This is a genomic window from Hydrogenophaga intermedia (genome assembly GCF_023715105.1).
Lineage (GTDB): Bacteria > Pseudomonadota > Gammaproteobacteria > Burkholderiales > Burkholderiaceae_C > Hydrogenophaga > Hydrogenophaga intermedia_A.
Map to the genome: position 1 here is coordinate 1 of NZ_JAMBNO010000010.1, position 21,165 is coordinate 21,165.

The 21,165-nt window shown below is 67.4% G+C and carries 23 protein-coding genes and 1 pseudogene; 15 read left to right on the forward strand and 9 right to left on the reverse strand.

Annotated elements, in window-relative coordinates; translation table 11 throughout:
• From M3149_RS10660 to M3149_RS10670, 3 genes and pseudogenes are all read right to left on the reverse strand, one after another.
• Positions 1-124 (reverse strand): annotated as a pseudogene (locus M3149_RS10660) (ketol-acid reductoisomerase); the annotation flags it as partial.
• A gap of 26 nt (positions 125-150) precedes the next feature.
• Positions 151-642 (reverse strand): acetolactate synthase small subunit, encoded by a 492-nt coding sequence (ilvN, locus tag M3149_RS10665; RefSeq protein ID WP_251709296.1) that lies wholly within the window; start codon positions 640-642, stop codon positions 151-153.
• 111 nt (positions 643-753) lie between these two features.
• On the reverse strand, positions 754-2,532 hold the full coding sequence (locus tag M3149_RS10670; RefSeq protein ID WP_251709297.1) for an acetolactate synthase 3 catalytic subunit: 1,779 nt from the start codon (positions 2,530-2,532) through the stop codon (positions 754-756).
• Positions 2,533-2,775: 243 nt separating this feature from the next.
• Here M3149_RS10670 and M3149_RS10675 point away from each other — a divergent pair, with 243 nt between their 5' ends.
• The 3 genes from M3149_RS10675 to M3149_RS10685 are packed head-to-tail and all read left to right on the forward strand — an operon-like array spanning position 2,776 to position 4,294.
• Positions 2,776-3,315, forward strand: coding sequence for an RDD family protein (locus M3149_RS10675; protein ID WP_251709298.1), 540 nt, complete (start codon positions 2,776-2,778; stop codon positions 3,313-3,315).
• Positions 3,312-3,710 carry a diacylglycerol kinase gene (locus M3149_RS10680; RefSeq protein ID WP_251709299.1) on the forward strand — a complete coding sequence of 133 codons (399 nt, stop codon included), beginning with the start codon at positions 3,312-3,314 and terminating at the stop codon, positions 3,708-3,710. Before M3149_RS10675 ends, M3149_RS10680 begins: the two co-directional genes overlap by 4 nt.
• On the forward strand, positions 3,707-4,294 hold the full coding sequence (locus M3149_RS10685) for a TIGR00730 family Rossman fold protein (protein WP_251709300.1): 588 nt from the start codon (positions 3,707-3,709) through the stop codon (positions 4,292-4,294). Before M3149_RS10680 ends, M3149_RS10685 begins: the two co-directional genes overlap by 4 nt.
• A 29-nt stretch (positions 4,295-4,323) precedes the next feature.
• Here M3149_RS10685 and M3149_RS10690 read toward each other — a convergent pair whose 3' ends face one another.
• The 3 genes from M3149_RS10690 to M3149_RS10700 all read right to left on the reverse strand — a co-directional run bounded on the left by M3149_RS10690 (position 4,324) and on the right by M3149_RS10700 (position 6,211).
• On the reverse strand, positions 4,324-4,662 hold the full coding sequence (locus M3149_RS10690; RefSeq protein WP_251709301.1) for a P-II family nitrogen regulator: 339 nt from the start codon (positions 4,660-4,662) through the stop codon (positions 4,324-4,326).
• 83 nt (positions 4,663-4,745) lie between these two features.
• Entirely contained in the window at positions 4,746-5,624 is an 879-nt protein-coding gene (locus M3149_RS10695) for a hypothetical protein (RefSeq protein ID WP_251709302.1), read from the reverse strand.
• Positions 5,621-6,211: a phage tail protein gene (locus tag M3149_RS10700; RefSeq protein ID WP_251709303.1), complete on the reverse strand. Its 591-nt coding sequence runs from the start codon at positions 6,209-6,211 to the stop codon at positions 5,621-5,623. Before M3149_RS10700 ends, M3149_RS10695 begins: the two co-directional genes overlap by 4 nt.
• 147 nt (positions 6,212-6,358) lie before the next feature.
• Between M3149_RS10700 and M3149_RS10705 the strand changes: the two genes are divergently transcribed.
• Positions 6,359-7,423 (forward strand): asparaginase, encoded by a 1,065-nt coding sequence (locus M3149_RS10705; protein ID WP_251709304.1) that lies wholly within the window; start codon positions 6,359-6,361, stop codon positions 7,421-7,423.
• Here M3149_RS10705 and M3149_RS10710 read toward each other — a convergent pair.
• Entirely contained in the window at positions 7,401-9,086 is a 1,686-nt protein-coding gene (locus M3149_RS10710) for an NAD+ synthase (RefSeq protein WP_251709306.1), read from the reverse strand. The two genes, M3149_RS10705 and M3149_RS10710, sit on opposite strands and share 23 nt — an antisense overlap.
• Here M3149_RS10710 and M3149_RS10715 point away from each other — a divergent pair.
• The 3 genes from M3149_RS10715 to M3149_RS10725 are packed head-to-tail and all read left to right on the forward strand — an operon-like array spanning position 9,085 to position 11,098.
• Positions 9,085-10,260 carry a GNAT family N-acetyltransferase gene (locus tag M3149_RS10715; protein ID WP_251709307.1) on the forward strand — a complete coding sequence of 392 codons (1,176 nt, stop codon included), beginning with the start codon at positions 9,085-9,087 and terminating at the stop codon, positions 10,258-10,260. The genes M3149_RS10710 and M3149_RS10715 overlap by 2 nt on opposite strands.
• Positions 10,261-10,292: 32 nt before the next feature.
• Entirely contained in the window at positions 10,293-10,643 is a 351-nt protein-coding gene (locus M3149_RS10720) for a hypothetical protein (RefSeq protein ID WP_251709308.1), read from the forward strand.
• Positions 10,640-11,098, forward strand: coding sequence for a bactofilin family protein (locus M3149_RS10725; RefSeq protein ID WP_251709309.1), 459 nt, complete (start codon positions 10,640-10,642; stop codon positions 11,096-11,098). Before M3149_RS10720 ends, M3149_RS10725 begins: the two co-directional genes overlap by 4 nt.
• 4 nt (positions 11,099-11,102) lie before the next feature.
• Here M3149_RS10725 and ppa read toward each other — a convergent pair whose 3' ends face one another.
• Positions 11,103-11,642 carry an inorganic diphosphatase gene (ppa, locus tag M3149_RS10730; protein ID WP_251709310.1) on the reverse strand — a complete coding sequence of 180 codons (540 nt, stop codon included), beginning with the start codon at positions 11,640-11,642 and terminating at the stop codon, positions 11,103-11,105.
• Between the two features lie 275 nt (positions 11,643-11,917).
• On the opposite strand from ppa, the gene M3149_RS10735 reads away from it, so the two are divergent.
• Positions 11,918-13,978 carry a sodium-translocating pyrophosphatase gene (locus tag M3149_RS10735; RefSeq protein WP_251709311.1) on the forward strand — a complete coding sequence of 687 codons (2,061 nt, stop codon included), beginning with the start codon at positions 11,918-11,920 and terminating at the stop codon, positions 13,976-13,978.
• 43 nt (positions 13,979-14,021) lie between these two features.
• On the opposite strand, the gene M3149_RS10740 is transcribed toward M3149_RS10735, so the two are convergent.
• Positions 14,022-14,615, reverse strand: a complete 594-nt coding sequence (locus tag M3149_RS10740) for a TetR/AcrR family transcriptional regulator (protein ID WP_251709312.1) — start codon at positions 14,613-14,615, stop codon at positions 14,022-14,024.
• 110 nt (positions 14,616-14,725) lie between these two features.
• Here M3149_RS10740 and M3149_RS10745 point away from each other — a divergent pair, with 110 nt between their 5' ends.
• From M3149_RS10745 to denD, 7 genes are all read left to right on the forward strand, one after another.
• Positions 14,726-15,544, forward strand: a complete 819-nt coding sequence (locus tag M3149_RS10745; RefSeq protein ID WP_251709313.1) for a metal-dependent hydrolase — start codon at positions 14,726-14,728, stop codon at positions 15,542-15,544.
• Positions 15,545-15,631: 87 nt separating this feature from the next.
• On the forward strand, positions 15,632-16,402 hold the full coding sequence (locus M3149_RS10750; RefSeq protein ID WP_251709314.1) for a FadR/GntR family transcriptional regulator: 771 nt from the start codon (positions 15,632-15,634) through the stop codon (positions 16,400-16,402).
• Entirely contained in the window at positions 16,399-17,343 is a 945-nt protein-coding gene (gene ltnD / locus M3149_RS10755) for an L-threonate dehydrogenase (protein WP_251709315.1), read from the forward strand. Before M3149_RS10750 ends, ltnD begins: the two co-directional genes overlap by 4 nt.
• Positions 17,340-18,617, forward strand: a complete 1,278-nt coding sequence (gene otnK / locus M3149_RS10760; RefSeq protein WP_251709316.1) for a 3-oxo-tetronate kinase — start codon at positions 17,340-17,342, stop codon at positions 18,615-18,617. Before ltnD ends, otnK begins: the two co-directional genes overlap by 4 nt.
• A gap of 29 nt (positions 18,618-18,646) precedes the next feature.
• On the forward strand, positions 18,647-19,291 hold the full coding sequence (locus M3149_RS10765) for a class II aldolase/adducin family protein (RefSeq protein ID WP_251709564.1): 645 nt from the start codon (positions 18,647-18,649) through the stop codon (positions 19,289-19,291).
• Between the two features lies 1 nt (position 19,292).
• Positions 19,293-20,096 (forward strand): 2-oxo-tetronate isomerase, encoded by an 804-nt coding sequence (gene otnI, locus M3149_RS10770; RefSeq protein ID WP_251709317.1) that lies wholly within the window; start codon positions 19,293-19,295, stop codon positions 20,094-20,096.
• Entirely contained in the window at positions 20,093-21,121 is a 1,029-nt protein-coding gene (denD, locus tag M3149_RS10775) for a D-erythronate dehydrogenase (RefSeq protein WP_251709318.1), read from the forward strand. The genes otnI and denD overlap by 4 nt, the downstream gene beginning before the upstream one ends.
• The last annotated feature ends 44 nt before the right edge of the window (positions 21,122-21,165 follow it).

Sequence of the window (21,165 nt, forward strand, 5' to 3'; positions counted from 1 at the left end):
CCTTCACGCCGCTGTCGTTGAGGTTCTGCGCGTGCGCGTGGCCCTGGCTGCCGTAGCCGATGATCGCGACCGTCTTGCCCTTGATGAGGGAAAGATCGCAGTCCTTGTCGTAGAAAACTTTCATGGTTGCTCCGTTGGGGGATGGGGTGATCAGACGCGCAGGATTCTCTCGCCACGACCGATGCCGCTGGCACCGGTGCGCACCGTCTCGAGGATGGCGCCGCGGTCGATGGCTTCCAGGAAGGCGTCGTTCTTGCTCTGGTCGCCGGTGAGTTCGATGGTGTAGCTCTTGTCGGTCACGTCGATGATGCGACCGCGGAAGATGTCGGCCATGCGCTTCATCTCCTCGCGTTCCTTGCCCACCGCGCGCACCTTCACCATCATGAGCTCGCGCTCGGTGTAGGAGCCCTCGGTGAGGTCGACCACCTTGACCACCTCGATGAGGCGGTTGAGGTGCTTGGTGATCTGTTCGATGACGTCATCCGACCCGGTGGTCTGGATCGTCATGCGCGACAGGCTGGGGTCTTCGGTGGGCGCGACGGTGAGCGACTCGATGTTGTAGCCGCGGGCCGAGAACAGGCCCACCACGCGCGAGAGTGCACCGGGCTCGTTCTCGAGCAACACGGCAATGATGTGTTTCATGTGCAGCTTCCTCTTTTCGCCGCCCTCCCCTGGCACCGGTAAGTGCCAGGCTCGGCGGTCAATAGATTCGACTTGAGGGAATGGGCCGGCGTTGCCACCGGCCCGCGGGGATCAAAGGTCTTCGGAACCCAGCAGCATCTCGGTGATGCCCTTGCCGGCCTGGACCATCGGGAAGACGTTCTCGGTCGGATCGGTACGGAAGTCCATGAAGACGGTGCGGTCCTTGAGCTTGCGCGCCTCGCGCAACGCGGGCTCCACATCCTGCGGGCGCTCGATCAGCATGCCCACGTGGCCATAAGCCTCGGCCAGCTTCACGAAGTTGGGTAGCGCGTCCATGTAGCTGTGGCTGTAGCGGCCGGAGTATTCGATCTCCTGCCACTGGCGCACCATGCCCAGGTAGCGGTTGTTGAGCGAGACCACCTTGATCGGCGTGTTGTACTGCAGGCAGGTGGAAAGCTCCTGGATGCACATCTGCACCGAGCCTTCACCGGTGATGCAGAACACCTCGGCATCGGGCTTGGCCAGCTTGATGCCCATGGCGTAGGGAATGCCCACACCCATGGTGCCCAGACCGCCCGAGTTGATCCAGCGGCGCGGCTCGTCGAACTTGTAGAACTGCGCGGCCCACATCTGGTGCTGCCCGACGTCGGACGTGATGTAGGTCTCGGTGTCCTTGGTCATGTTCCACAGCGTCTCGACGACCATCTGCGGCTTGATGACGTCCTTGTTGCCACGGTCGTACTTGAGGCAATCGCGCGAGCGCCAGCCTTCGATGGTCTTCCACCAGTCGGCCAGGGCCTTCTCTTCGACGCGCTGGGGCGTCTCGCGGATCATGTGGATCAGCTCGGTCAGCACGTCCTTCACATCGCCCACGATGGGCACGTCGACCTTGACGCGCTTGGAGATGCTCGACGGGTCGATGTCGATGTGGATGATCTTGCGTTCGTTCTGCGCGAAATGCTTCGGGTTGCCGATCACGCGGTCGTCGAAACGCGCGCCCACCGCGAGCAGGACGTCGCAGTTCTGCATCGCGTTGTTGGCCTCGATGGTGCCGTGCATGCCCAGCATGCCGAGAAACTTGCGGTCCGACGCCGGGTAGGCACCCAGGCCCATCAGCGTGTTGGTGACCGGGTAGCCGAGCATGTCGACCAGCGTGCGCAGCTCTTGCGTGGCATTGCCCAGCAGCACACCACCGCCGGTATAGATGTAAGGGCGCTTGGCGTTGAGCAGCAGTTGAAGTGCCTTGCGGATCTGTCCGCCATGGCCCTTGCGCACCGGGTTGTACGAGCGCATGGTGACGCTCTCGGGGTAACCCGTCCATGACGCCTTGTTGAAGGAAACGTCCTTCGGTACATCGACCACCACCGGGCCGGGACGGCCGCTGCGCGCGATGTGAAAGGCCTTCTTCATCACCTCGGCCATCTGCCGCACGTCCTTCACCAGGAAGTTGTGCTTGACGATGGGGCGCGTGATGCCGACGGTGTCGCACTCCTGGAAGGCGTCCAGGCCGATCGCCGGCGTGGGCACCTGCCCGGTGATGATCACCATCGGGATGCTGTCCATGTAGGCGGTGGCGATGCCGGTGACCGCGTTGGTGACGCCCGGGCCGGACGTGACCAGTGCGACGCCGACGTCGCCCGTGGCGCGCGCATAGCCGTCGGCCGCATGCACGGCTGCCTGCTCGTGGCGCACCAGCACGTGCTGGATGGTGTCCTGCTTGTAGAACGCGTCGTAGATGTGCAGCACGGCGCCGCCGGGGTAACCCCAGACGTACTTGACGCCTTCGGCCTGCAGGGCCTTGACGAGGATTTCCGCGCCGCGAAGTTCGAGGGGGGGCTGGGTGGCCGTGGCGGCCGCTGCCGAGGCCAGTTCGGCCTTCGAGATGTCCATGATCAACCTTTCGGGTATTTCTCTGACGAAAAACCTTGGGTGCCCCTTGGCCCGCCCTTGTGGGGCAGCTTCGGGACTTGAGACCAGTGGCCATGAGCGGAACGAATACCCGCCGGACCCTGATCCGTTTGCCTTGTAATGACGAAAGCCGCAGATTATGGCACTGCAACAAGGACATCCCGCGGATTTTTTTGCCCGCTGGGCGGCAATGCGACAATTCGCACCCACCCGAACGATGCCGACATGACCTCCGACGCCCCTGCCTCCGGCGCCGCCGACCGCCCCGATCTCACCGCCCCGTCACTGCGCCGCCGCATGGCTTGCTGGCTGTACGAAGGCATGCTCATGTTCGGCGTCGTCTTCATCGCCGGTTACCTGTTCTCCGCCCTTACCCAGCAGCGCCACGCCCTGGACAACCGCCACCCGCTGCAGGGTTTTCTGTTCGTGGTGTTCGGGATCTACTTCACCTGGTTCTGGCACAAGGGCCAGACGCTGGCGCAAAAGACCTGGCACATCCGCGTCGTGGATGCCAAGGGTCGCCCGGTCAGCCAGTGGCGCGCGCTGCTTCGCTACGTGCTCTCGTGGCTGTGGCTGCTTCCCCCGCTGGGGCTGAGCTGGGTGCTCGGCGCGCGCGGTGGCGGGCTGGTGGTGCTGCTGCTGGGTTGGGTGGTCGTTTATGCGCTGCTATCGCGCTTCCATGCGCAGAAGCAGTTCCTGCACGACGCACTGGCGGGTACACGGCTCGTGCACCACGCCCCGGCCGACAAGCCCGCCAAGGCATGACGACCCCCGAGGACGCCAATCCGCAAAAGCGCCGTACCGGGCTGAGCCGCGTCTGGCACGCGCTGCACTATTCCCTGGCCGGCCTGCGCGCCGGTTGGAGCGAGACCGCTTTTCGCCAGGAGGCCCTCGCCGCGTTCGTGCTGGTGCCACTGGCTTTTTTCGTCGGCCAGGGCTGGGTGGAAACCGCCTTGCTGATCGGTACCGTCGTGCTGGTGATGATCGTGGAACTGCTCAACACGGGCATCGAAACCGCCATCGACCGCATTGGGCCCGAGTGGCACGCGCTGTCCAAGCGCGCAAAGGACATGGGCAGCGCAGCCGTGCTGTTGAGCCTGCTGCTGTGCGGGGGCACCTGGCTGGCAGCCTTGTGGGGGCATTTCGGGAGCCTGATTTGATTGACCCCGCATTCTCCATCTGCGTTTATTGCGGCTCGCGCCCAGGGGCGAGCCCTGTTTATGCCGACGCCGCACGCGCCGTGGGCCGCTGGATAGGCCGCCGCGGGGGACAACTGGTGTACGGCGGTGGTCGCAACGGCCTCATGGGCATCGTGGCCGACAGCACGCTGCAGGCCGGTGGACGTGTGGTGGGCGTGATTCCCAAGGCTTTGGTCGAGAAGGAATGGGCACACCACGGCTGCAGCGAACTGCATGTGGTCGACACGATGCACGAGCGCAAGCGATTGATGGCCGAGCACGCCGACGCGTTTCTCGCCCTGCCCGGCGGCATCGGCACCTTCGAGGAGTTCTTCGAGGTCTGGACCTGGCGCCAGCTCGGCTACCACGACAAACCCGTGGGCCTGCTGAACGTCGACGGGTACTACGACGGCCTGCTCGCCTTTCTGCGCACCAGCGTGCAGGCGCAGTTCATGGGCGATTGGCAGATGGACCTGATGCGCGTGTCGGCCGACGTGAACGCGCTGATGCCGGAGCTGGTGCAGTCGGCCGGGCTCGTGCCAGAGTCGCGGCTCGACGAAATCTGAAACATCGGCGCTTGCGAAGCGCCAGCCGCTCAGACCGCGGCTTCGTCTTCCTCGCCGGTGCGAATGCGCACCACGCGCTCCACGGGCGCCACGAAGATCTTCCCGTCACCGATCTTGCCGGTGCGAGCGGCATTGACGATGGACTCGACGCAGCGGTCGACGTCCTCGTCTTTGACCACGACTTCCACCTTGACCTTGGGCAGAAAATCCACCACGTACTCGGCACCGCGATACAGCTCGGTGTGGCCCTTCTGGCGGCCAAAGCCCTTGACCTCGGTCACCGTCAAGCCGGTCACGCCCTGTGCGGCGAGCGCTTCGCGCACTTCCTCCAGCTTGAAAGGTTTGATGACGGCGGTGATCTGTTTCATAAGCGAGACCTTCGGTCGGTGACGGAACGTGCTGAAAAATGTATCACGCTCGCCACAACGACCGATGCGGCAGGTCTCCCGGACTACGAGCAGGTGAACGCGATGCCCCATGAGCCGGGTGTGGGCATGCTGTCCATCGGTTCGTTGCCGATCAATCGGACTTCGATGGCATCGCCCTCCGACAGGGTCACCGCCGCATTCGCGTCGCAGTATCGCCGGGCGCTGGTGATTTCGCACTCAAGCGGGGTGTCGATGGTGTTGGCCTCCAGCAGTTCGGGGCCTGGGATGTGCCTCAGCGTGAACCGGAAGACTGTACCGGGCGAGGGCACGGCCAAGGTGGCAACCTGCAACCTGGCCTGGGTGCATGCCTGGGGCATCAGCACTGGGTTACGGGCGTTGATGTTGGGTCCTTGTGGCCAGAGGTAGTACGTGCCATTGCCGAATGTGGAGTTGGACGGCATGGACCAGTGACGGCTGAAGATGGCCGTGCCGGTCGGGCCCTGGAGCCCTGCAGGGCCGACGAGTGGCAACCCGGAAGAAGGCCAGGCACCGCCTTGCTTGGGCCCGAACAACGTGGATGTGGAAAGGTCCACATAGAAGTCACCATCGCGCCCGAGCGCATCCGAGGGCAAGCCGTTCCCACTGACGATACCGGCTCCGGCTGCTCCGGTCGATCCGGGGGCTCCAGGTGAACCGACAAGTGCCGCGGGGGGCTGCGGCCACTGACCCGCGGTTCGCGGACCGTAGAGCGCCAGCGCTTGGGTATCGATGTAGTACTGGCCGTCCTGCCCGATGGAATCAGGGGGCGCCTGGTTGCCGGCAAGTACCACCGCCTGGCCGTCATCGACCGCCGGCGTCTCCACGACGCGGACGTCGTCGCCACCACCGCAGCCGACCACAATCCAGGCAACGACAAGCGTCGTGACGAGCGACGCAAGCCCGCGTTGATCGAGAGGCTTCATGCGGACCTCTGGGGATACACGCCCTGCAGGGCGATGATGAAATTGAGCCCCAGCCCCGGATTGCGCACATCAACAGGCTCACCGCCTCCCGTGGCCTGAACGACCACCTGCCCATCCACCGGCAATGGCGACATGCCCGCGCTGGCCTGGGCCGCGGGGGCAAACGCCGGCAGGGCGATACCACCTTCGCCCACCGGGTTGGCGGGGACTGCCCCGGTCGGGTCTGTCAGCGAGCCACCGCCGCGGTATGCCACGGGACGCACGCCGGCGCTCGCAAACGTGGCATCGTGGGTGTGAGCAGGCAAGTGACGCTGCAGAAGAGTCAGGTCCTCTGCACCCAGATACTCACCGAAGGCGATGTTGCCGAGGTTGGCACCTTGGCCTGAGCCGATCGGCGAACGGCCTCGAAGGTCCGGCAAGCCGAACGTGTTCAAGCCGTCACCGCCGAACACGGTGCCAAGCAGGGCGTAAAGCGCAGTGTGCTGCTGCAGAGGCAGAAGTCGGCCGTCACAGAGCGCCCAGCCCTCAGGCGCGAACGGAAAAGCGACAAGACGAATCTCGCCGATGAAGGGATCGGTTGCGGACATGGGGAACTCCCTGGGGGTTTTTGGTGATCTCGTGCGCTGCCGCGATGACTGCCTTCAGCGCTCGCGGGCGAATACTTGGACATGGCACGCGGATGTCCAATACTGCGGCTGCAGTAATTGCTGCGTTCGTCATGAAATCCTCAATCCATGAGCATCCGCGTCGAGACCCTTGAGCAACCCTTGCATGGCCATGCACCCATCGCCGCCAGTTTTCGCGGCGGTCATCCCGAGAACATCCACCATGGGTCGTTTGCCGTTGTGTCGGCCGATGGCGGGTTGATCGCCGCCTGTGGCGACGTCGAGTACCCGGTGTTCACGCGCTCGGCGCTCAAACCACTGCAGGCCATGCCACTGGTGGCCTCGTCGGCCGAGCGTCTCGGCCTGAGCGACGCCGACATCGCCTTGCTCTGTGCCAGCCACAACGGTGAACCGATGCACGTTGAGCGCGCGGCCAGCCTGCTCGCTCGCATCGGCGCCGGCGAGGCCGCACTGGCCTGCGGCACGCACGAGCCCTATCTGTTCCGCTTTACCGACCAGAGGCCCGCCGCCGGGGCGCGCTTCGGCCCGCTGCACCACAACTGCTCGGGCAAGCACGCCGGCATGCTGCTACTGGCCGATGCGCTGGGAGCGCCGCTGACGGGCTACCTCGATCCGGCACACCCTACGCAACAGGCCATCGCACGCAGCGTGAGCCATTGGTCCGGTGTGCCTGAAGCCGATCTGGTGCGCGGCATCGACGGCTGCAGCGCGCCTAACTTTGCCCTGCCCTTGCGCGCATTGGCGCACGCTTTTGCGCGCCTTACGTCGGTCGAGCCCGATGCGCAGTACGGCAGTGCTCCGCTGCGCATTGCGCGCGCCATGAGCCGCCATCCCGAGCTGGTAAGCGGCCAGGGCCGCAACGACCTTGTGTTGATGCAGGCCGGCCGGGGCGACTGGTTCAGCAAGGTTGGCGCCGACGGCGTGCAGGCCCTGGGCAGCTTCAGCCGCGGCATCGGCATCGCGGCCAAGTGCAGCGACGGCCAGCTCGCGCCGTTGATGGTGGCGCTGGTGTCCGCGCTCGACCAGCTGGGCTGGCTCGACGACGATGCCCGCGCCGCACTCGCCGCGCTGATTCCGCCGCCGCTGAAGAACGCGGCCGGCATTGAGGTCGGCGAATGGCGCGCCGTACTCAAACTCCAGCCCGGCGGACTCAAGCCCGGTACTTGCTCGTGATCGGGTAGCGCCAGTCCTTGCCGAAGCTGCGGTGGGTCACGCGGATGCCCACCGGGGCCTGGCGGCGCTTGTACTCGTTGATGCGGATCAGACGCACCACCTTCTCCACGTCGGCGCGCGCAAAACCCTCGGCAATGATCGTCTCGGGGCTCTGGTCGTTTTCCATGTAGCGCTCGATGATGGCGTCGAGCACCTCGTAGGGGGGCAGGCTGTCCTGGTCTGTCTGGTCGGGACGCAGTTCGGCGCTGGGCGGGCGCGTGATGATGCGCTCGGGGATCGGGTTGGCACCGGTGCCGTATGGGTCGTGCGCGTTGCGCCAGCGCGCGAGCTTGAACACCACCGTCTTGGCCACGTCCTTGATGACGGCAAAGCCGCCGGCCATGTCGCCGTAGAGCGTGCAGTAGCCGGTGGCCATCTCGCTCTTGTTGCCGGTCGTCAGCACGATGCTGCCGAACTTGTTGGACAGCGCCATCAGCAGCGTGCCGCGGATGCGCGCCTGCAGGTTCTCTTCGGTGGTGTCCTCGGCCCGGCCTTCGAACAGCGGCGCGAGCGAGGCCTTGAATGCCTCGAACTCGGGCGCGATGGAGATTTCGTCGTAGCGCACACCCATGCGCGCGGCCATGTCGCGGGCGTCGATCCACGATATGTCGGCCGTGTACGGCGAGGGCATCATCACCGCACGCACCTTGTCCTTGCCCAGCGCATCCACCGCAATCGCCAGCACCAGCGCCGAGTCGATGCCGCCCGACAGACCGAGGATGGCGCCGGGGAATCCGTTCTTGCCCAGGTAGTCGCGCACGCCCAGCACCAGTGCATGCCACAGGTCGGCCTCAGCGCTGTGGGCACGGTCGATCTCGGCCGTGATGCGCCAGGCGCTGCCCTGGCGCTCGAAACTCGCGTCGAACTCGGCCTCCTTGAAGCTCACCGCACGGCCCACGAGTTCGCCCGCTGCATCCAGCACGAAGCTGCGGCCCTCGAACACGATCTCGTCCTGCCCGCCCACGAGGTGCGCGTAGACCAGCGGCAGGCCGGTCTCACGCACGCGCTCACGCATGGTGGCTTCGCGCTCGCCTCCCTTGCCGGCGTGGAACGGTGAGGCATTGATGACGGCGATGAGGTCGGCACCTGCGGCCTTGAGCTCGGCGGCCGGGGCCTCGAACCAGGCGTCTTCACAGATCAGCAGGCCCACCTGAACGGGTCGGCCCTGGGCATCCGGCACCGCAAACACGCACGGGGCCTGGCCCGGCGTGAAATAGCGGCGCTCATCGAACACCTGGTAGTTGGGCAGTTCGCGTTTGGCGTACGTCACCACGACACGCCCCTCGGCAACCACACTGGCGGCGTTGTACAGCGCCGCCACCGACACACTGCGCTCGCGCGCGCCGCGCCCGGCCCGCGCCGGATGTCCCACCACGATGTGCAGGCCTTTGAGGCCTGCGGTCGCGGCCGCGATGGTCTTCAGGGCATCATCGCAGGCGTCGACGAAGGCGGGGCGCAGGTACAGGTCTTCCGCCGCGTAGCCGCAGATCGCGAGTTCGGGGGTGAGCAGCAGTTGCGCCCCGCGCGCATGGGCCGCGTGGGCGGCGTCGACGATGCGGCGGGCGTTGCCCACCATGTCCCCCACCACGAAGTCGAGCTGGGCAACCGATACGGAAAACGTCATGGAAACAGGTGGGCTGACAGGGGAAAAACATTATGTCACCCGGGTTCTGAGCGACTGGGCCGAAATCCGCGAAGCCGACTGGGACGCGCTGCTGGCCCGCAGCAGCGATCCGAGCCCGTTTGCCCGCCACGCCTACCTGCGCGCCATGGCCGACAGCGGCAGCGCCACGCCCGAGACGGGCTGGGCGCTGCACCTGATCACGCTCTGGCGCGGCCAGGCGTTGTGCGCGGCCTGTGCGGTCTACCTCAAGGCGCATTCCTACGGCGAGTACGTCTTCGACTGGGCCTGGGCCGATGCCTATGCCCGCCACGGCCTGCGTTACTACCCGAAGGCGCTGGCCGCGGTGCCGTTCACGCCGGTGCCGGGCGCACGCCTGTTGGCGGTCGACGACCAAGCGCGAAGCGCGCTGGTGCAGGCCCTGTTGCGTTGGTGCGAAACGCAGGAACTCTCCTCGCTGCATCTGCTGTTCCTGCAGCCCGAGGACATCAAGGCCTGTGAAGGCGAGGGCCTGATGCTTCGCCACACCGTGCAGTTCCACTGGCACAACCCGGGCTGGCGCGACTGGGAGGCCTTTCTGGCCAGCCTGCAGCAGGAGAAGCGCAAGAAGATTCGCCAGGAACGCCGCAAGGTGGCCGAGGCCGGTGTGACGTTTCGCTGGGTGCAGGGCCGCGACATCACCGACGCCGACTGGGATTTTTTCTACCGCTGCTACGAGCGCACCTACCTCGAACACGGCAACCCGCCCTACCTCACACGCGAGTTTTTCGCCGCCATGGCACGTGACATGCACGGGCACTGGTTGCTGTTCATCGCCGAGGCGGGCGGGCAGGCCATCGCCAGCAGCCTGATTGCCATCGACCCGGAGCACCGCGTGGCGTATGGCCGCTACTGGGGTGCTCTGCAGCGGGTGGACTGCCTGCATTTCGAGGCCTGCTACTACCAGCCGCTGCAGTGGTGCATCGAGCACGGCTACCGGCGCTTCGAGGGCGGCGCCCAGGGCGAGCACAAGATGGCGCGCGCCCTGCTGCCGGTGAAGACCACCAGTGCCCACTGGCTGGCCCACCCGGCCTTCGCCGAGGCGGTGGACCGCTTCCTGCAGCGCGAGGGCGAGGGCGTGGCGCAATACCTGGACCACCTGGACGCACGCAACCCGCTCAAGCGAGGTGCTTGCTGAAATCCGCGCAACACCCCCTACACTCGGCCGCCATGGACGAGCAGGACGCCTTCTTCACCCAGGCTGTCGTCGGCGCACCCTTCTCGGTGCTCCTCGGGCGCCAGATGTCGGCGCCCGCTCTCAAGGCGCAGGGCCTCGAACTCCCGGTGGACGGCGGTACACCGCGCATCAGCCCGGCCTGGCAGCCCTGGGTGATCGAACGCCTGGCTTCGCTGCCCGCGGGTGTGCCACGCCCGCGCCCGCGCGGCCTGCGGCGCTGGTTGGAGCGCCACGCGCTGGCCATCGCCTTGCTCGGGCTGATCAGCCTGGTTGCCGCAGCGCTGCTCGCGGCACACGCGCGCGGCTGGCTGCAACCGCTGATGCAAGGAAGGCTGCCGTGGTGAACAAGACCGCACAGGACACCCTCACCATCGACCCGGTGGCGATGAACATCGTCAACCGCGTGGCCGCGGGCTGCGACCTGAGCGGCGACCTCAATTTCGAGGGCGGCCTGATCGTGCAGGGCCACGTCGAAGGCCACATCCGCGTCGACGGGCGCCTCATCATCTGGACCGGCGCCAGCGTGCGCGGGCGCATCCGCGTGCTGGGCGACCTCTATCTCTTCGGCCAGCTCGGCGCGCCCAACGGCGGGCCGCACGACACCAGCCTGGAATGCGAAGGCATGGTCTACGTGAGCAAGACCGGTGTGTCCACCGGCACGCTGCTGGCGCGCAAGCTGCAGATGTACGAAGGGGCCCAGTTCAAGGGCCCCTTCCGCACGCTGCAGACCAGCGACAAACTGCCTGTGCTGCGCGACGTGCTGGTGGAGCCGCCCGCCGCGCCTGAGGCAAACACCTGACAGATCAGGCCTCCTGCGCCTTCTCGTAGTTGGCGATCCCGTCCAGGATCTCCTTGTGGGCGGACTCCTTGCCCTCCCAGCCCAGCACCTTGACCCACTTGCCGGGCTCCAGGTCCTTGTAGTGCTCGAAGAAATGCTGGATGGTCTTCAAGCGCATCGGGTTCAGGTCTTCGGGCTTTTGCCACTGGGTGTAGATCGACAGGATCTTGTCCACCGGCACGGCGAGCAGCTTGGCGTCTTCGCCGGCCTCGTCTTCCATGCGCAGCATGCCCAGGGCGCGGCAGGTCACCACCACGCCGGGGATCAGCGGCACCGGCGTGATCACCAGCACGTCCACCGGGTCACCGTCGCCCGAGATGGTCTTGGGGATGTAGCCGTAGTTTGTGGGGTAGTGCATGGACGTGCTCATGAAGCGGTCCACGAAGATGGCGCCGGTCTCCTTGTCGACCTCGTATTTGATCGGGTCGGCGTTCATCGGGATCTCGATGATCACGTTGAAGGAATCGGGGACCTTGCTGCCAGGGGTGACGTTGTCGAGGGACATGGATGTCTCGGGGGGAGGTTGAGGGAATCGGGTTCGGCGCGTCGCGACGGCGACGCACGGGCGCGCGGCGCGCTCCGGATTTACCCTGATTTTACCGACGCGAGCCTGACGCCCCCGATGGCAAGCGGGGGGAATCTGGCTACAGTCGCGCCGTTGGCCAATCGCCTGTGCGTTGCTGCATCTTCTGCAGCAGCGGCGACAGCGAGGAAGCAACGCAGCGGGGGCAGCCCCGGAGGCGTTGCCCCCTCCAAGTCGATAACTGGCAGGAGAACTACATGGTTGGTCAAAGTGCGCTGATCTTTGCGCTCGCTTGCGGACTGGTCGCCGTCATTTACGGTTTCTGGTCGCGAAGCTGGATCCTTTCCCAAGACGCCGGCAACGCCCGCATGCAGGAGATCGCCAGTGCGATCCAGACCGGTGCGGCGGCCTACCTCGCGCGTCAGTACAAGACCATCGGCATGGTCGGCATCGTGCTCGCGGTGCTCATCGGCGTCTTCCTCGACGGCCCCACCGCCATTGGTTTCGTGCTCGGCGCGGTGCTCTCGGGCGCCTGCGGATTCATCGGCATGAACATCTCGGTGCGCGCCAACGTGCGCACGGCACAGGCGGCCACCAAGGGCATCGGCCCGGCGCTCGATGTCGCCTTCCGCGGCGGCGCCATCACCGGCATGCTGGTGGTGGGCCTGGGCCTGCTGGGCGTGGCCGGCTTCTTCTGGTTCCTGGTGGGCAACGGCAACCTCAACCCGGCCTCCAACCTGGCCAAGATGCTCAATCCGCTGATCGGCTTTGCGTTCGGCTCCTCGCTCATCTCGATCTTCGCGCGCCTGGGCGGCGGCATCTTCACCAAGGGTGCCGACGTCGGCGCCGACCTGGTGGGCAAGGTGGAAGCCGGCATTCCGGAAGACGACCCGCGCAACCCGGCGGTGATCGCCGACAACGTGGGCGACAACGTGGGCGATTGCGCCGGCATGGCCGCCGACCTGTTCGAGACCTACGCGGTCACGCTGATCGCGACCATGGTGCTGGGCGCGCTGATGGTGGCCGCCGCACCGATGCAGGCCGTGCTCTACCCGCTCGTGCTGGGCGCCGTGTCCATCATCGCGTCCATCATCGGCTGCTTCTTCGTCAAGGCCAGCCCGGGCATGAAGAACGTGATGCCGGCGCTCTACAAGGGTCTGGCGATTGCCGGCGTGCTCTCACTGATCGCCTTCTGGTTCGTGACCGCATGGATCATGCCCGACAACGCCATCACGGAAAGCGGCAGCCAGCTGCGGCTGTGGGGCTCGTGCGCGGTTGGTCTCATCCTGACTGCCGCCCTGGTCTGGATCACCGAGTTCTACACCGGCACGCAATACAGCCCGGTCAAGCACATCGCGCAAGCGTCCACCACCGGCCACGGCACCAACATCATCGCGGGTCTGGGCGTGTCGATGCGCTCCACCGCCTGGCCGGTGCTGTTCGTCTGCGCCGCCATCATCGCGTCGTATGCGCTGGCCGGCCTGTACGGCATTGCGGTGGCCGCCACGTCGATGCTGAGCATGGCCGGCATCGTGGTCGCCCTCGACGCCTACGGCCCCATCACCGACAACGCCGGCGGTATTGCCGAGATGGCCGAGCTGCCCAGCAGCGTGCGCGACATCACCGATCCGCTGGACGCCGTGGGCAACACCACCAAGGCCGTCACCAAGGGCTACGCCATCGGCTCCGCCGGCCTGGCCTCGCTGGTGCTGTTCGCCGACTACACCCACAAGCTTGAGACGTACGGCGCGCAGGTCAGCTTCGACCTCAGTGACCCGATGGTGATCATCGGCCTGTTCATCGGCGGCATGATCCCGTACCTGTTCGGCGCGATGGCGATGGAGGCCGTGGGCCGCGCTGCGGGATCGGTGGTGGTGGAAGTGCGCCGCCAGTTCAAGGAGATCGCCGGCATCATGGAAGGCACGGCCAAGCCCGAGTACGGCAAGGCGGTCGACATGCTCACCACGGCGGCCATCAAGGAAATGATCATCCCCAGCCTGCTGCCGGTGGTCGTGCCCATCCTGGTGGGTGTGTTCCTCGGGCCCAAGGCACTCGGCGGCCTGCTCATGGGCACCATCGTCACCGGCCTGTTCGTGGCCATCTCCATGTGCACCGGCGGTGGCGCCTGGGACAACGCCAAGAAGTACATCGAAGACGGTCACCACGGCGGCAAGGGCTCCGAGGCGCACAAGGCCGCGGTCACCGGCGACACCGTGGGCGACCCGTACAAGGACACGGCCGGCCCCGCGGTGAACCCGCTGATCAAGATCATCAACATCGTGGCGCTGCTGATCGTGCCGCTGCTGCCGCTGGCCTGACCTGCGCCCGCAACCCCGAAAAGCCCGCCGCGTGCGGGCTTTTCTACGCTTGCGCCAGCCTGCGCACGATGGCGCTGGCGACGGGAACCAGGCTTTCCAGTTCGGCCTGTTCGTTGCGCTCGATGGCTTGCAGCACGAGTTCGGTGATGGCACCGACCGCAGCCATCGCCATCGCGGGGCTGAGCGCCTGTTTGGCGGGGCGGTCGCGGTTGACGGTTTCGCACATGAAGTCCGCCAGCGAACCCATCACCTCGCGGCGGGCGGCGGCGCCGGCCTCGCCCAGGTGGTGGATCTCCACGAACAGGGTGCGCAGCAGGCGTGGACCCGCCGACAGATGCGAAAAGTAGGCCCGCAGCGCGGTCTCCACCTGTGCCTGCCAGGGCAGCGAAGGCTGCACCGCTGCGCGCAAGGTGTTGAGCGCCGAAGCGCTGGCGAGCCGGTAAAGGGTGAGGAAGCAGACGTCCTTGTCGGCAAAGTGCTCGTAGAAGGTGCGCTTGGAGACGCCGGCCACGCGCACGACATCGGCCACGGTGACGGCTGCGAAGCCCTTGTCGGCCGCCACGTCGGCCAGGGCATGGAGCAGGCGGCTGTCGGGTGCTTCAAGCGTGCTGGTGTTGGCGGCGTCTCGACGGGGCATGGCGCCATCTTAGGGGCCATCCACCCAGGCGCCATCCGGGCTTGACAGCGCGGCGCGAGCGACGCACAGTCCCTTTGGTACTCGTCGGTACCAAATGACGGAGCCCCATCATGTCCGACCTCACCGTTCGCCGCCTGCTGATCGATCTGGAACAACCCGTGGCGCGCCACTGGTGCGGTGGCGATGCCTTTCTCACCGCCTGGTTCAACGCGCTGTCGATGAGCTTTCCGGTCGGCGAGCAGTTCTTCATCGACGCCGTGCGCGAAGGCGCCAAAGGCCTGCCCGAGGAACAGCGCGCGCACTGGGACGCCGAGGTGAAGGGCTTCATCGGTCAGGAGGCCACGCACCGGCGCATCCATGCGCTTTTCAACGCACAGATCGAAAAGCACGGCCTGCAGAATGCCTGGGCGCCGCGCGCCGAGCGGCGCATGAAGCTGCTTGCCGGCACCGATGCGCGCCATGCGCTGGGCATCACCGCGGCCAACGAACACTTCACCGCCCTCTTCGCCGAATGGCTGCTGGGGCACCCCGAGGTGCTGGCCGGCAGCGAGCCGCGCCTGCAGGCGCTGTGGCTGTGGCACAGCGCCGAGGAAGCCGAGCACAAGTGCACTGCGTTCGATCTGTACCAGGCACTGGGCGGCAACCACGAATGGCGCGTGAAATGGATGCGCCGGGTGACCGTGTTCTTCCTGACCGACGCCCTGCGCCAGACGGTGAACAACCTGCGGCGCGATGGCACCCTGTGGCGCTGGTCGACCTGGCGCAGCGCCTGGAACCACCTGCTGGGCCCTCGCGGCATGTTGCGCGACAACTTGCCGGCCTGGCGCGACTATTTCCGCGCCGATTTCCACCCCAACCAGCAGCACAGCGAACGCTCCGCGGACTGGCTGCGCACGCACAGCGACCTCTTCATCGCCGTCGGCCGCTGATCGGACGACCCCGGGTTTTCCCGGTCGGTCCGTCGTCGGCTCAACTTGTATGATGACCTGATCAGCATACAAAGCATCCCGACACGCATGCTCTCCGACAACGCCGAGCCCCTGCAAGCACCGCAGCGCCTCACCGACCGGCTGGCGGCCTTGTTGATGCAGCGCATCGAGTCGGGCGATCTGGGCCCCGATCAGCGCCTGCCGACTGAACAGCGGCTGTCCGAACAGTTCGGGGTGTCGCGCACCGTGGTGCGCGAAGCCATCAGTCAGCTCAAATCCATCGGTTTGCTCACCTCGCGGCAGGGGGCCGGCGTGTTCGTGGCGCCCAGCCACCGTGCACGCCCGCTCGCTTTCGATCCGACCGTGCTGCACTCCATGGAGGCCGTGCTCCAGGTGGTGGAGGTGCGCCGTGGCCTGGAGGCCGACGTGGCCGAACTGGCGGCGCGGCGCATCACGCCGGAGAAGTCGCGCGCCATCCTCGACGCCCTGGCCGAGCTGGAAGCCTGCCCTGCCCTGGGTACGGCCGGCGTGGAGGCCGACCTGCGCTTTCACCGCAGCATCGCGCGCGCCACCGACAACCCGCACTACGAGCGGCTGCTGGGCTTCCTGGAGCAATACCAACGCGACGCGATGCGCGTCACCCGCACCAACGAATCGCTGGACAACGGCTACATGGCGCAGGTGCAACGGGAGCACCGTGCGATTGCCGAAGCGGTGACGCAAGGCGACCCCATGGCCGCGCGCGAGGCCGCGATGCGCCACATGGCCAACGCGGCGCACCGCATCGAGCACGCCTCGCCACCCGTTCGCCGCGCGCTCGACGCGCTGCTTCAACCCCCTGCATCCCCCCACGAATGACCGCTGTCAACACACCTTCGCCCACCACGCTGGGCGTCATCGGCCTGGGCTCCATGGGCATGGGCGCGGCCCGCTCGGCCCTGCGTCGCGGCCTCACCACCTGGGGTTGCGACCCGAACCCCACCGCACGCGAAACATTCGGGCAAGCCGGCGGCCGCGCCGTGCTGCACCCCGCTGAACTGGCCCCGCATTGCGATGTCGTGCTGGTGCTGGTGGTCAACGCCGCGCAAACCGAAACGGTGCTGTTCGGCGACAACGGCCTCGTGCCCGGCCTGCGCCGCGGCTCGGTGGTGATCGCCTCGGCCACCGTGGACCCGGCCTTGCCCGCGCAATGGGAGGCGCGCCTGGCCGAGCACGGCATCCTGCTGATCGACGGCCCGGTCTCGGGTGGCGCCCGCAAAGCGGCCGAGGGCCAGATGACGGTGATGGCCTCGGGCAGCGACGCCGCGTTTGCGGCTGCCGACGCCGCGCTGCAGGCGATCGCGGGCAAGGTCTACCGCCTGGGCGATCGCGCGGGCGTGGGCTCCACCGTGAAGATGGTCAACCAGCATCTCGCCGGCGTGCACATCGCCACGGCCTGCGAGGCCATGGCACTGGGCATCAAGGCTGGCGCCGATCCGCGACAGCTCTACGAGGTCATCTGCAACAGCGCCGGCATGAGCTGGATGTTCGAGAACCGCGTGCCCCACATCCTGGACGGCGACTACACCCCGCTGTCGGCGGTGAACATCTTCGTGAAGGACCTGGGCATCGTGCTGGACGCCGCACGCGCGATGAAGTTTCCGCTGCCGCTGGCCGCCGCCGCCCACCAGCTCTACCTGGCCACGGCCGCCATGGGCCTGGGCGGCCAGGATGACGCCGCGGTGGTGAAGTACTACGCCGCGCTGGCCGGTCTGGAGCTGCCCTCGGCAGCACCGGGCGCGGGCGGGAGCGCGGCATGATCCTCGGCGTCATCGCAGACGATTTCACCGGCGCCACCGACGTGGCCAGCATGCTGGTGCGCGCCGGCATGCGCACGGTGCAGGTGCTGGGTGTGCCACAAGGGCCTCTTCCGCAGGCCGATGCGATCGTGGTGGCTCTCAAGTCACGCACCATCGCACCCGAACTCGCGGTTCAGCAAAGCCTGGATGCATTGGCCGCATTGCGCGCGGCCGGCGCCCGGCAGATTTACTTCAAGTACTGCTCCACCTTCGACTCCACGCCACGCGGCAACATCGGTCCCGTGATCGATGCGCTGATGCAGGCACTGAACACCGACCTCACCATCGCCTGCCCGGCGTTCCCCGAGAACGGGCGCACGGTCTACCGAGGCCACCTGTTCGTGGGCGATGCGCTGCTGAGTGACTCCGGCATGCGCAACCACCCGCTCACGCCCATGACCGACGCCAACCTGCTGCGGGTGCTGCAGGCACAAACGCCGCAACGCGTGGGCCTGCTGCGCCACGACACCGTCGCGCAGGGCGCCGATGCTACGCGCGCGAAATTGCAGTCGTTGCGCGCCGAAGGCACACGCGTCGCCGTGGCCGATGCACTCAGTCAGGACGACCTGCTCACGTTGGGCGAGGCATGCGCCGACCTGCCCCTGGTCACCGCCGGCTCCGGCGTGGCCCTGGGGCTGCCGCCAGCCTACGCGCGGCGCGGCTGGCTGCGGCCGGACGCCCAGGCCGCCGCCTTGCCCGCCGTGGGCGGTGCTGCGGCCGTGGTATCGGGCTCCTGCTCGCAGGCCACCAACGCCCAGGTCGCGCGCTGGCAACAGGGCGGCGGTGCTTCGGTTCAGGTCGATCCGCTGGCCCTGCACGAGGGCCGCACCAGCCCCGCCGATCTGCTGGCCGAGGCCACCGCGTCGCTGGCCCAGGGCCCGGTGCTGGTCTATGCCACCGCCACGCCAGAGCGCGTGGGCGCGGTGCAGCAGGCCCTGGGCGTGCAGGCCGCCGGCGAGCTGGTGGAACAGGCGCTGGCCCACATTGCTCGCGGCCTGGTGACGCGCGGCGTGCGAAGGCTGGTCGTCGCGGGCGGTGAAACGTCGGGCGCGGTCGTGCAGGCGCTCGCCGTGCAGCAGTTGCAGATCGGACCCAGCATCTGCCCCGGCGTGCCCTGGACCGCCACGCGCCATGGCGAAGCTGCAGACCCGCTGTTGCTGGCCCTCAAATCCGGCAACTTCGGCGGCCCCGATTTCTTCCGTGAGGCACTGGCCATGACGGAGGCGGCGGCGTGACGCTCTCGGCGCCCGACACCCAGCAAGCCATGCGCGCCGAGATCGTGCGCGTGGGATCGTCGCTTTTTTCGCGAGGCCTGGCCCACTCCACCGCCGGCAACATCAGTGTGCGTCTGGATGCGGCCCAAGGCGGCGGATTCCTGATCACGCCCACCGACGCCTGCCTGGGACATCTCGACCCCGACGAACTGGCCTGGGTCGGTGAGGACGGCCAGCAACGCGCTGGCGCACGCGCCAGCAAGACGCTGGCCCTGCACCGGCGCATTTACGAAGCGGCGCCCCACGCGCGCAGCGTGTTGCACACCCACAGCACCCACCTGGTGGCGCTGAGCCTGCAAGGCGTGTGGCAGGCACAGGACATCCTGCCGCCCATCACGCCCTACCAGGTGATGAAGGTGGGCCATGTGCCGCACCTTGCTTACCGCGCACCGGGCGACGCCGCCGTGGCCGATGAACTCGGCGCGCTGATCCGCCGGGCCGAGCGGCCGCTGCACGCGGCCATGCTCGAACGCCTGGGCCCCGTGGTGTGGCACCACAGCCCCGCGCAGGCCATGGCACTGCTGGAAGAACTCGAAGAAACCGCCCGACTGTGGCTGCTCTGCTCGCCCCGCCCCGCACCGCTCGACGACACCCGCATCGACGAACTGCGACAACGCTTCAACGCCCTCTGGTGACATGCCCCGATTCGCCGCCAACCTCACGATGATGTACACCGAAGTGCCCTTCCTGGAGCGCTTCGCAGCCGCCGCGGCCGATGGCTTCGACGCGGTCGAGTTCCTCTTTCCCTACGAGTTCGACGCCCAGGAACTGGCGCAGCGCCTGCGCGCGAGCGGCCTCACCCAGGCCCTGTTCAACATGCCGCCGGGTGACTGGGCCGCGGGTGAACGCGGCATGGCTTGCCTGCCCGGCCGCGAGGCCGAGTTCGCGGCCCATCTGGAGACCGCCCTGCGCTACGCACAAGCCACCGGTTGCCTGCGGCTGCATGCCATGGCCGGCCTCGTGCCCGAGGGCGCCGACCGCGCCGGCCTGCGCGCCACGTACGTTGCCAACCTGCGGCTGGCTGCGGCCCGCGCGGCACCGCTGGGCATCACGGTGCTGATCGAGCCGCTCAATGCCCGCGACGTGCCGGGCTACTTCCTCGGCACGCAACAGCAGGCGCATGACGTGGTGGCCGAGGTGGGCGCGGCCAACCTGCGCGTGCAGATGGACTTCTACCACTGCCAGATCAGCGAAGGCGACCTCACGCGCCGCCTGGAACGCCACTTCGATGGCGTTGGCCACATCCAGATCGCCGGCGTGCCCGACCGACACGAACCGGACGACGGCGAGATCAACCACCCCCATCTGTTCCAGCGCCTGGACGACCTGGGCTACGCGGGCTTCGTGGGGTGCGAGTACCGCCCGCGCGCGGGCACCAGCGCCGGCCTGGGCTGGCTGCGCCGCTGGCGCGAACAACAACAACGCGGGAGCCGCACATGAACATCCTGATCACCGGCGGCGCCGGATTTCTGGGCAGCCGCCTGGCGCGCGAGTTGCTGCAACGCGGCCACCTCGGATCGCGGCGTATCGAGCGCGTGATGCTGGCCGACCTCGTTGCACCACGCGACGCCACACTCGTCAACGATGCGCGCGTACAGACGCAGGCGGGCGACCTGCAGGCGAGCCTGCCTGCGCTGTTCGCGCAGCGCTGGGACGCGGTGTTCCACCTTGCCTCGGCCGTCTCGGCCGAATGCGAGGCGGATTTCGATCTTGGCCTGCATGCCAACCTTGACACCACGCGCCGCCTGCTCGACGCCTGCCGCCAGCAGACGCTGCAGGGCCATCCCGCGCCGATGTTCTTCTTCTCCAGCTCGGTCGCCGTCTATGGCAGCGACCCGGCCCTGCCGCTGCCCGCGGTGGTGGGCGACGACACGCTGCCAACGCCGCAATCGAGCTACGGCATCCACAAGTTCGTGTGCGAGCAGCTGGTGGCCGACTACACGCGCAAGGGCTTCATCGACGGCCGTGCAGCGCGCCTAATGACGGTTTCCGTGCGCCCGGGGCGGCCCAACGGCGCGGCCTCGGGATTCCTGTCGGGCATGCTGCGCGAACCGCTGGCAGGCCAGCCCAGCAACTGCCCCGTGCCGCTGGACACGCCGGTGGCGCTGTCCTCACCGGCCACCACCATCGCGGGCATCATCGCCGTGGCCGAGGCCTCGCGCGAGGCCTTCGGTGGGCGCACCGCCATCAACCTGCCGGCACTGAGCCTGCGCGTAAGCGACATGCTGGACGCGTTGGCCGCCTTCGCCGGCCGCGAGGCCACCGCGCTGGTGAGCCACGAGCCCGATGCCGCGACCGCGCGCATCGTGGCCGGCTGGCCCTCGCTGTTTCACAGCCCGCGTGCGCAGGCCCTGGGCCTGCGTGCCGACCCCGACTTCCATTCGGTCCTGCGCCAGTACGCGCAGGACCACCCCGATGCCGTGACCCTGCCGGCAGCGCGCGCACGGCTGACCACCGCGCACTGACCACCCTTCCCGCAACGACCCACCCTTCTCAAGGAGACAAGCGC

Coding starts and splice junctions, on each gene's coding strand:
- ilvN (WP_251709296.1), bottom strand. CDS start 642: ATGAAACACATCATTGCCGTGTTGCTCGAGAACGAGCCCGGTGCACTC.
- M3149_RS10670 (WP_251709297.1), bottom strand. CDS start 2,532: ATGGACATCTCGAAGGCCGAACTGGCCTCGGCAGCGGCCGCCACGGCC.
- M3149_RS10675 (WP_251709298.1), top strand. CDS start 2,776: ATGACCTCCGACGCCCCTGCCTCCGGCGCCGCCGACCGCCCCGATCTC.
- M3149_RS10680 (WP_251709299.1), top strand. CDS start 3,312: ATGACGACCCCCGAGGACGCCAATCCGCAAAAGCGCCGTACCGGGCTG.
- M3149_RS10690 (WP_251709301.1), bottom strand. CDS start 4,662: ATGAAACAGATCACCGCCGTCATCAAACCTTTCAAGCTGGAGGAAGTG.
- M3149_RS10695 (WP_251709302.1), bottom strand. CDS start 5,624: ATGAAGCCTCTCGATCAACGCGGGCTTGCGTCGCTCGTCACGACGCTT.
- M3149_RS10700 (WP_251709303.1), bottom strand. CDS start 6,211: ATGTCCGCAACCGATCCCTTCATCGGCGAGATTCGTCTTGTCGCTTTT.
- M3149_RS10705 (WP_251709304.1), top strand. CDS start 6,359: ATGAGCATCCGCGTCGAGACCCTTGAGCAACCCTTGCATGGCCATGCA.
- M3149_RS10715 (WP_251709307.1), top strand. CDS start 9,085: ATGGAAACAGGTGGGCTGACAGGGGAAAAACATTATGTCACCCGGGTT.
- M3149_RS10710 (WP_251709306.1), bottom strand. CDS start 9,086: ATGACGTTTTCCGTATCGGTTGCCCAGCTCGACTTCGTGGTGGGGGAC.
- M3149_RS10720 (WP_251709308.1), top strand. CDS start 10,293: ATGGACGAGCAGGACGCCTTCTTCACCCAGGCTGTCGTCGGCGCACCC.
- ppa (WP_251709310.1), bottom strand. CDS start 11,642: ATGTCCCTCGACAACGTCACCCCTGGCAGCAAGGTCCCCGATTCCTTC.
- M3149_RS10735 (WP_251709311.1), top strand. CDS start 11,918: ATGGTTGGTCAAAGTGCGCTGATCTTTGCGCTCGCTTGCGGACTGGTC.
- M3149_RS10740 (WP_251709312.1), bottom strand. CDS start 14,615: ATGCCCCGTCGAGACGCCGCCAACACCAGCACGCTTGAAGCACCCGAC.
- M3149_RS10745 (WP_251709313.1), top strand. CDS start 14,726: ATGTCCGACCTCACCGTTCGCCGCCTGCTGATCGATCTGGAACAACCC.
- M3149_RS10750 (WP_251709314.1), top strand. CDS start 15,632: ATGCTCTCCGACAACGCCGAGCCCCTGCAAGCACCGCAGCGCCTCACC.
- ltnD (WP_251709315.1), top strand. CDS start 16,399: ATGACCGCTGTCAACACACCTTCGCCCACCACGCTGGGCGTCATCGGC.
- otnK (WP_251709316.1), top strand. CDS start 17,340: ATGATCCTCGGCGTCATCGCAGACGATTTCACCGGCGCCACCGACGTG.
- M3149_RS10765 (WP_251709564.1), top strand. CDS start 18,647: ATGCGCGCCGAGATCGTGCGCGTGGGATCGTCGCTTTTTTCGCGAGGC.
- otnI (WP_251709317.1), top strand. CDS start 19,293: ATGCCCCGATTCGCCGCCAACCTCACGATGATGTACACCGAAGTGCCC.
- denD (WP_251709318.1), top strand. CDS start 20,093: ATGAACATCCTGATCACCGGCGGCGCCGGATTTCTGGGCAGCCGCCTG.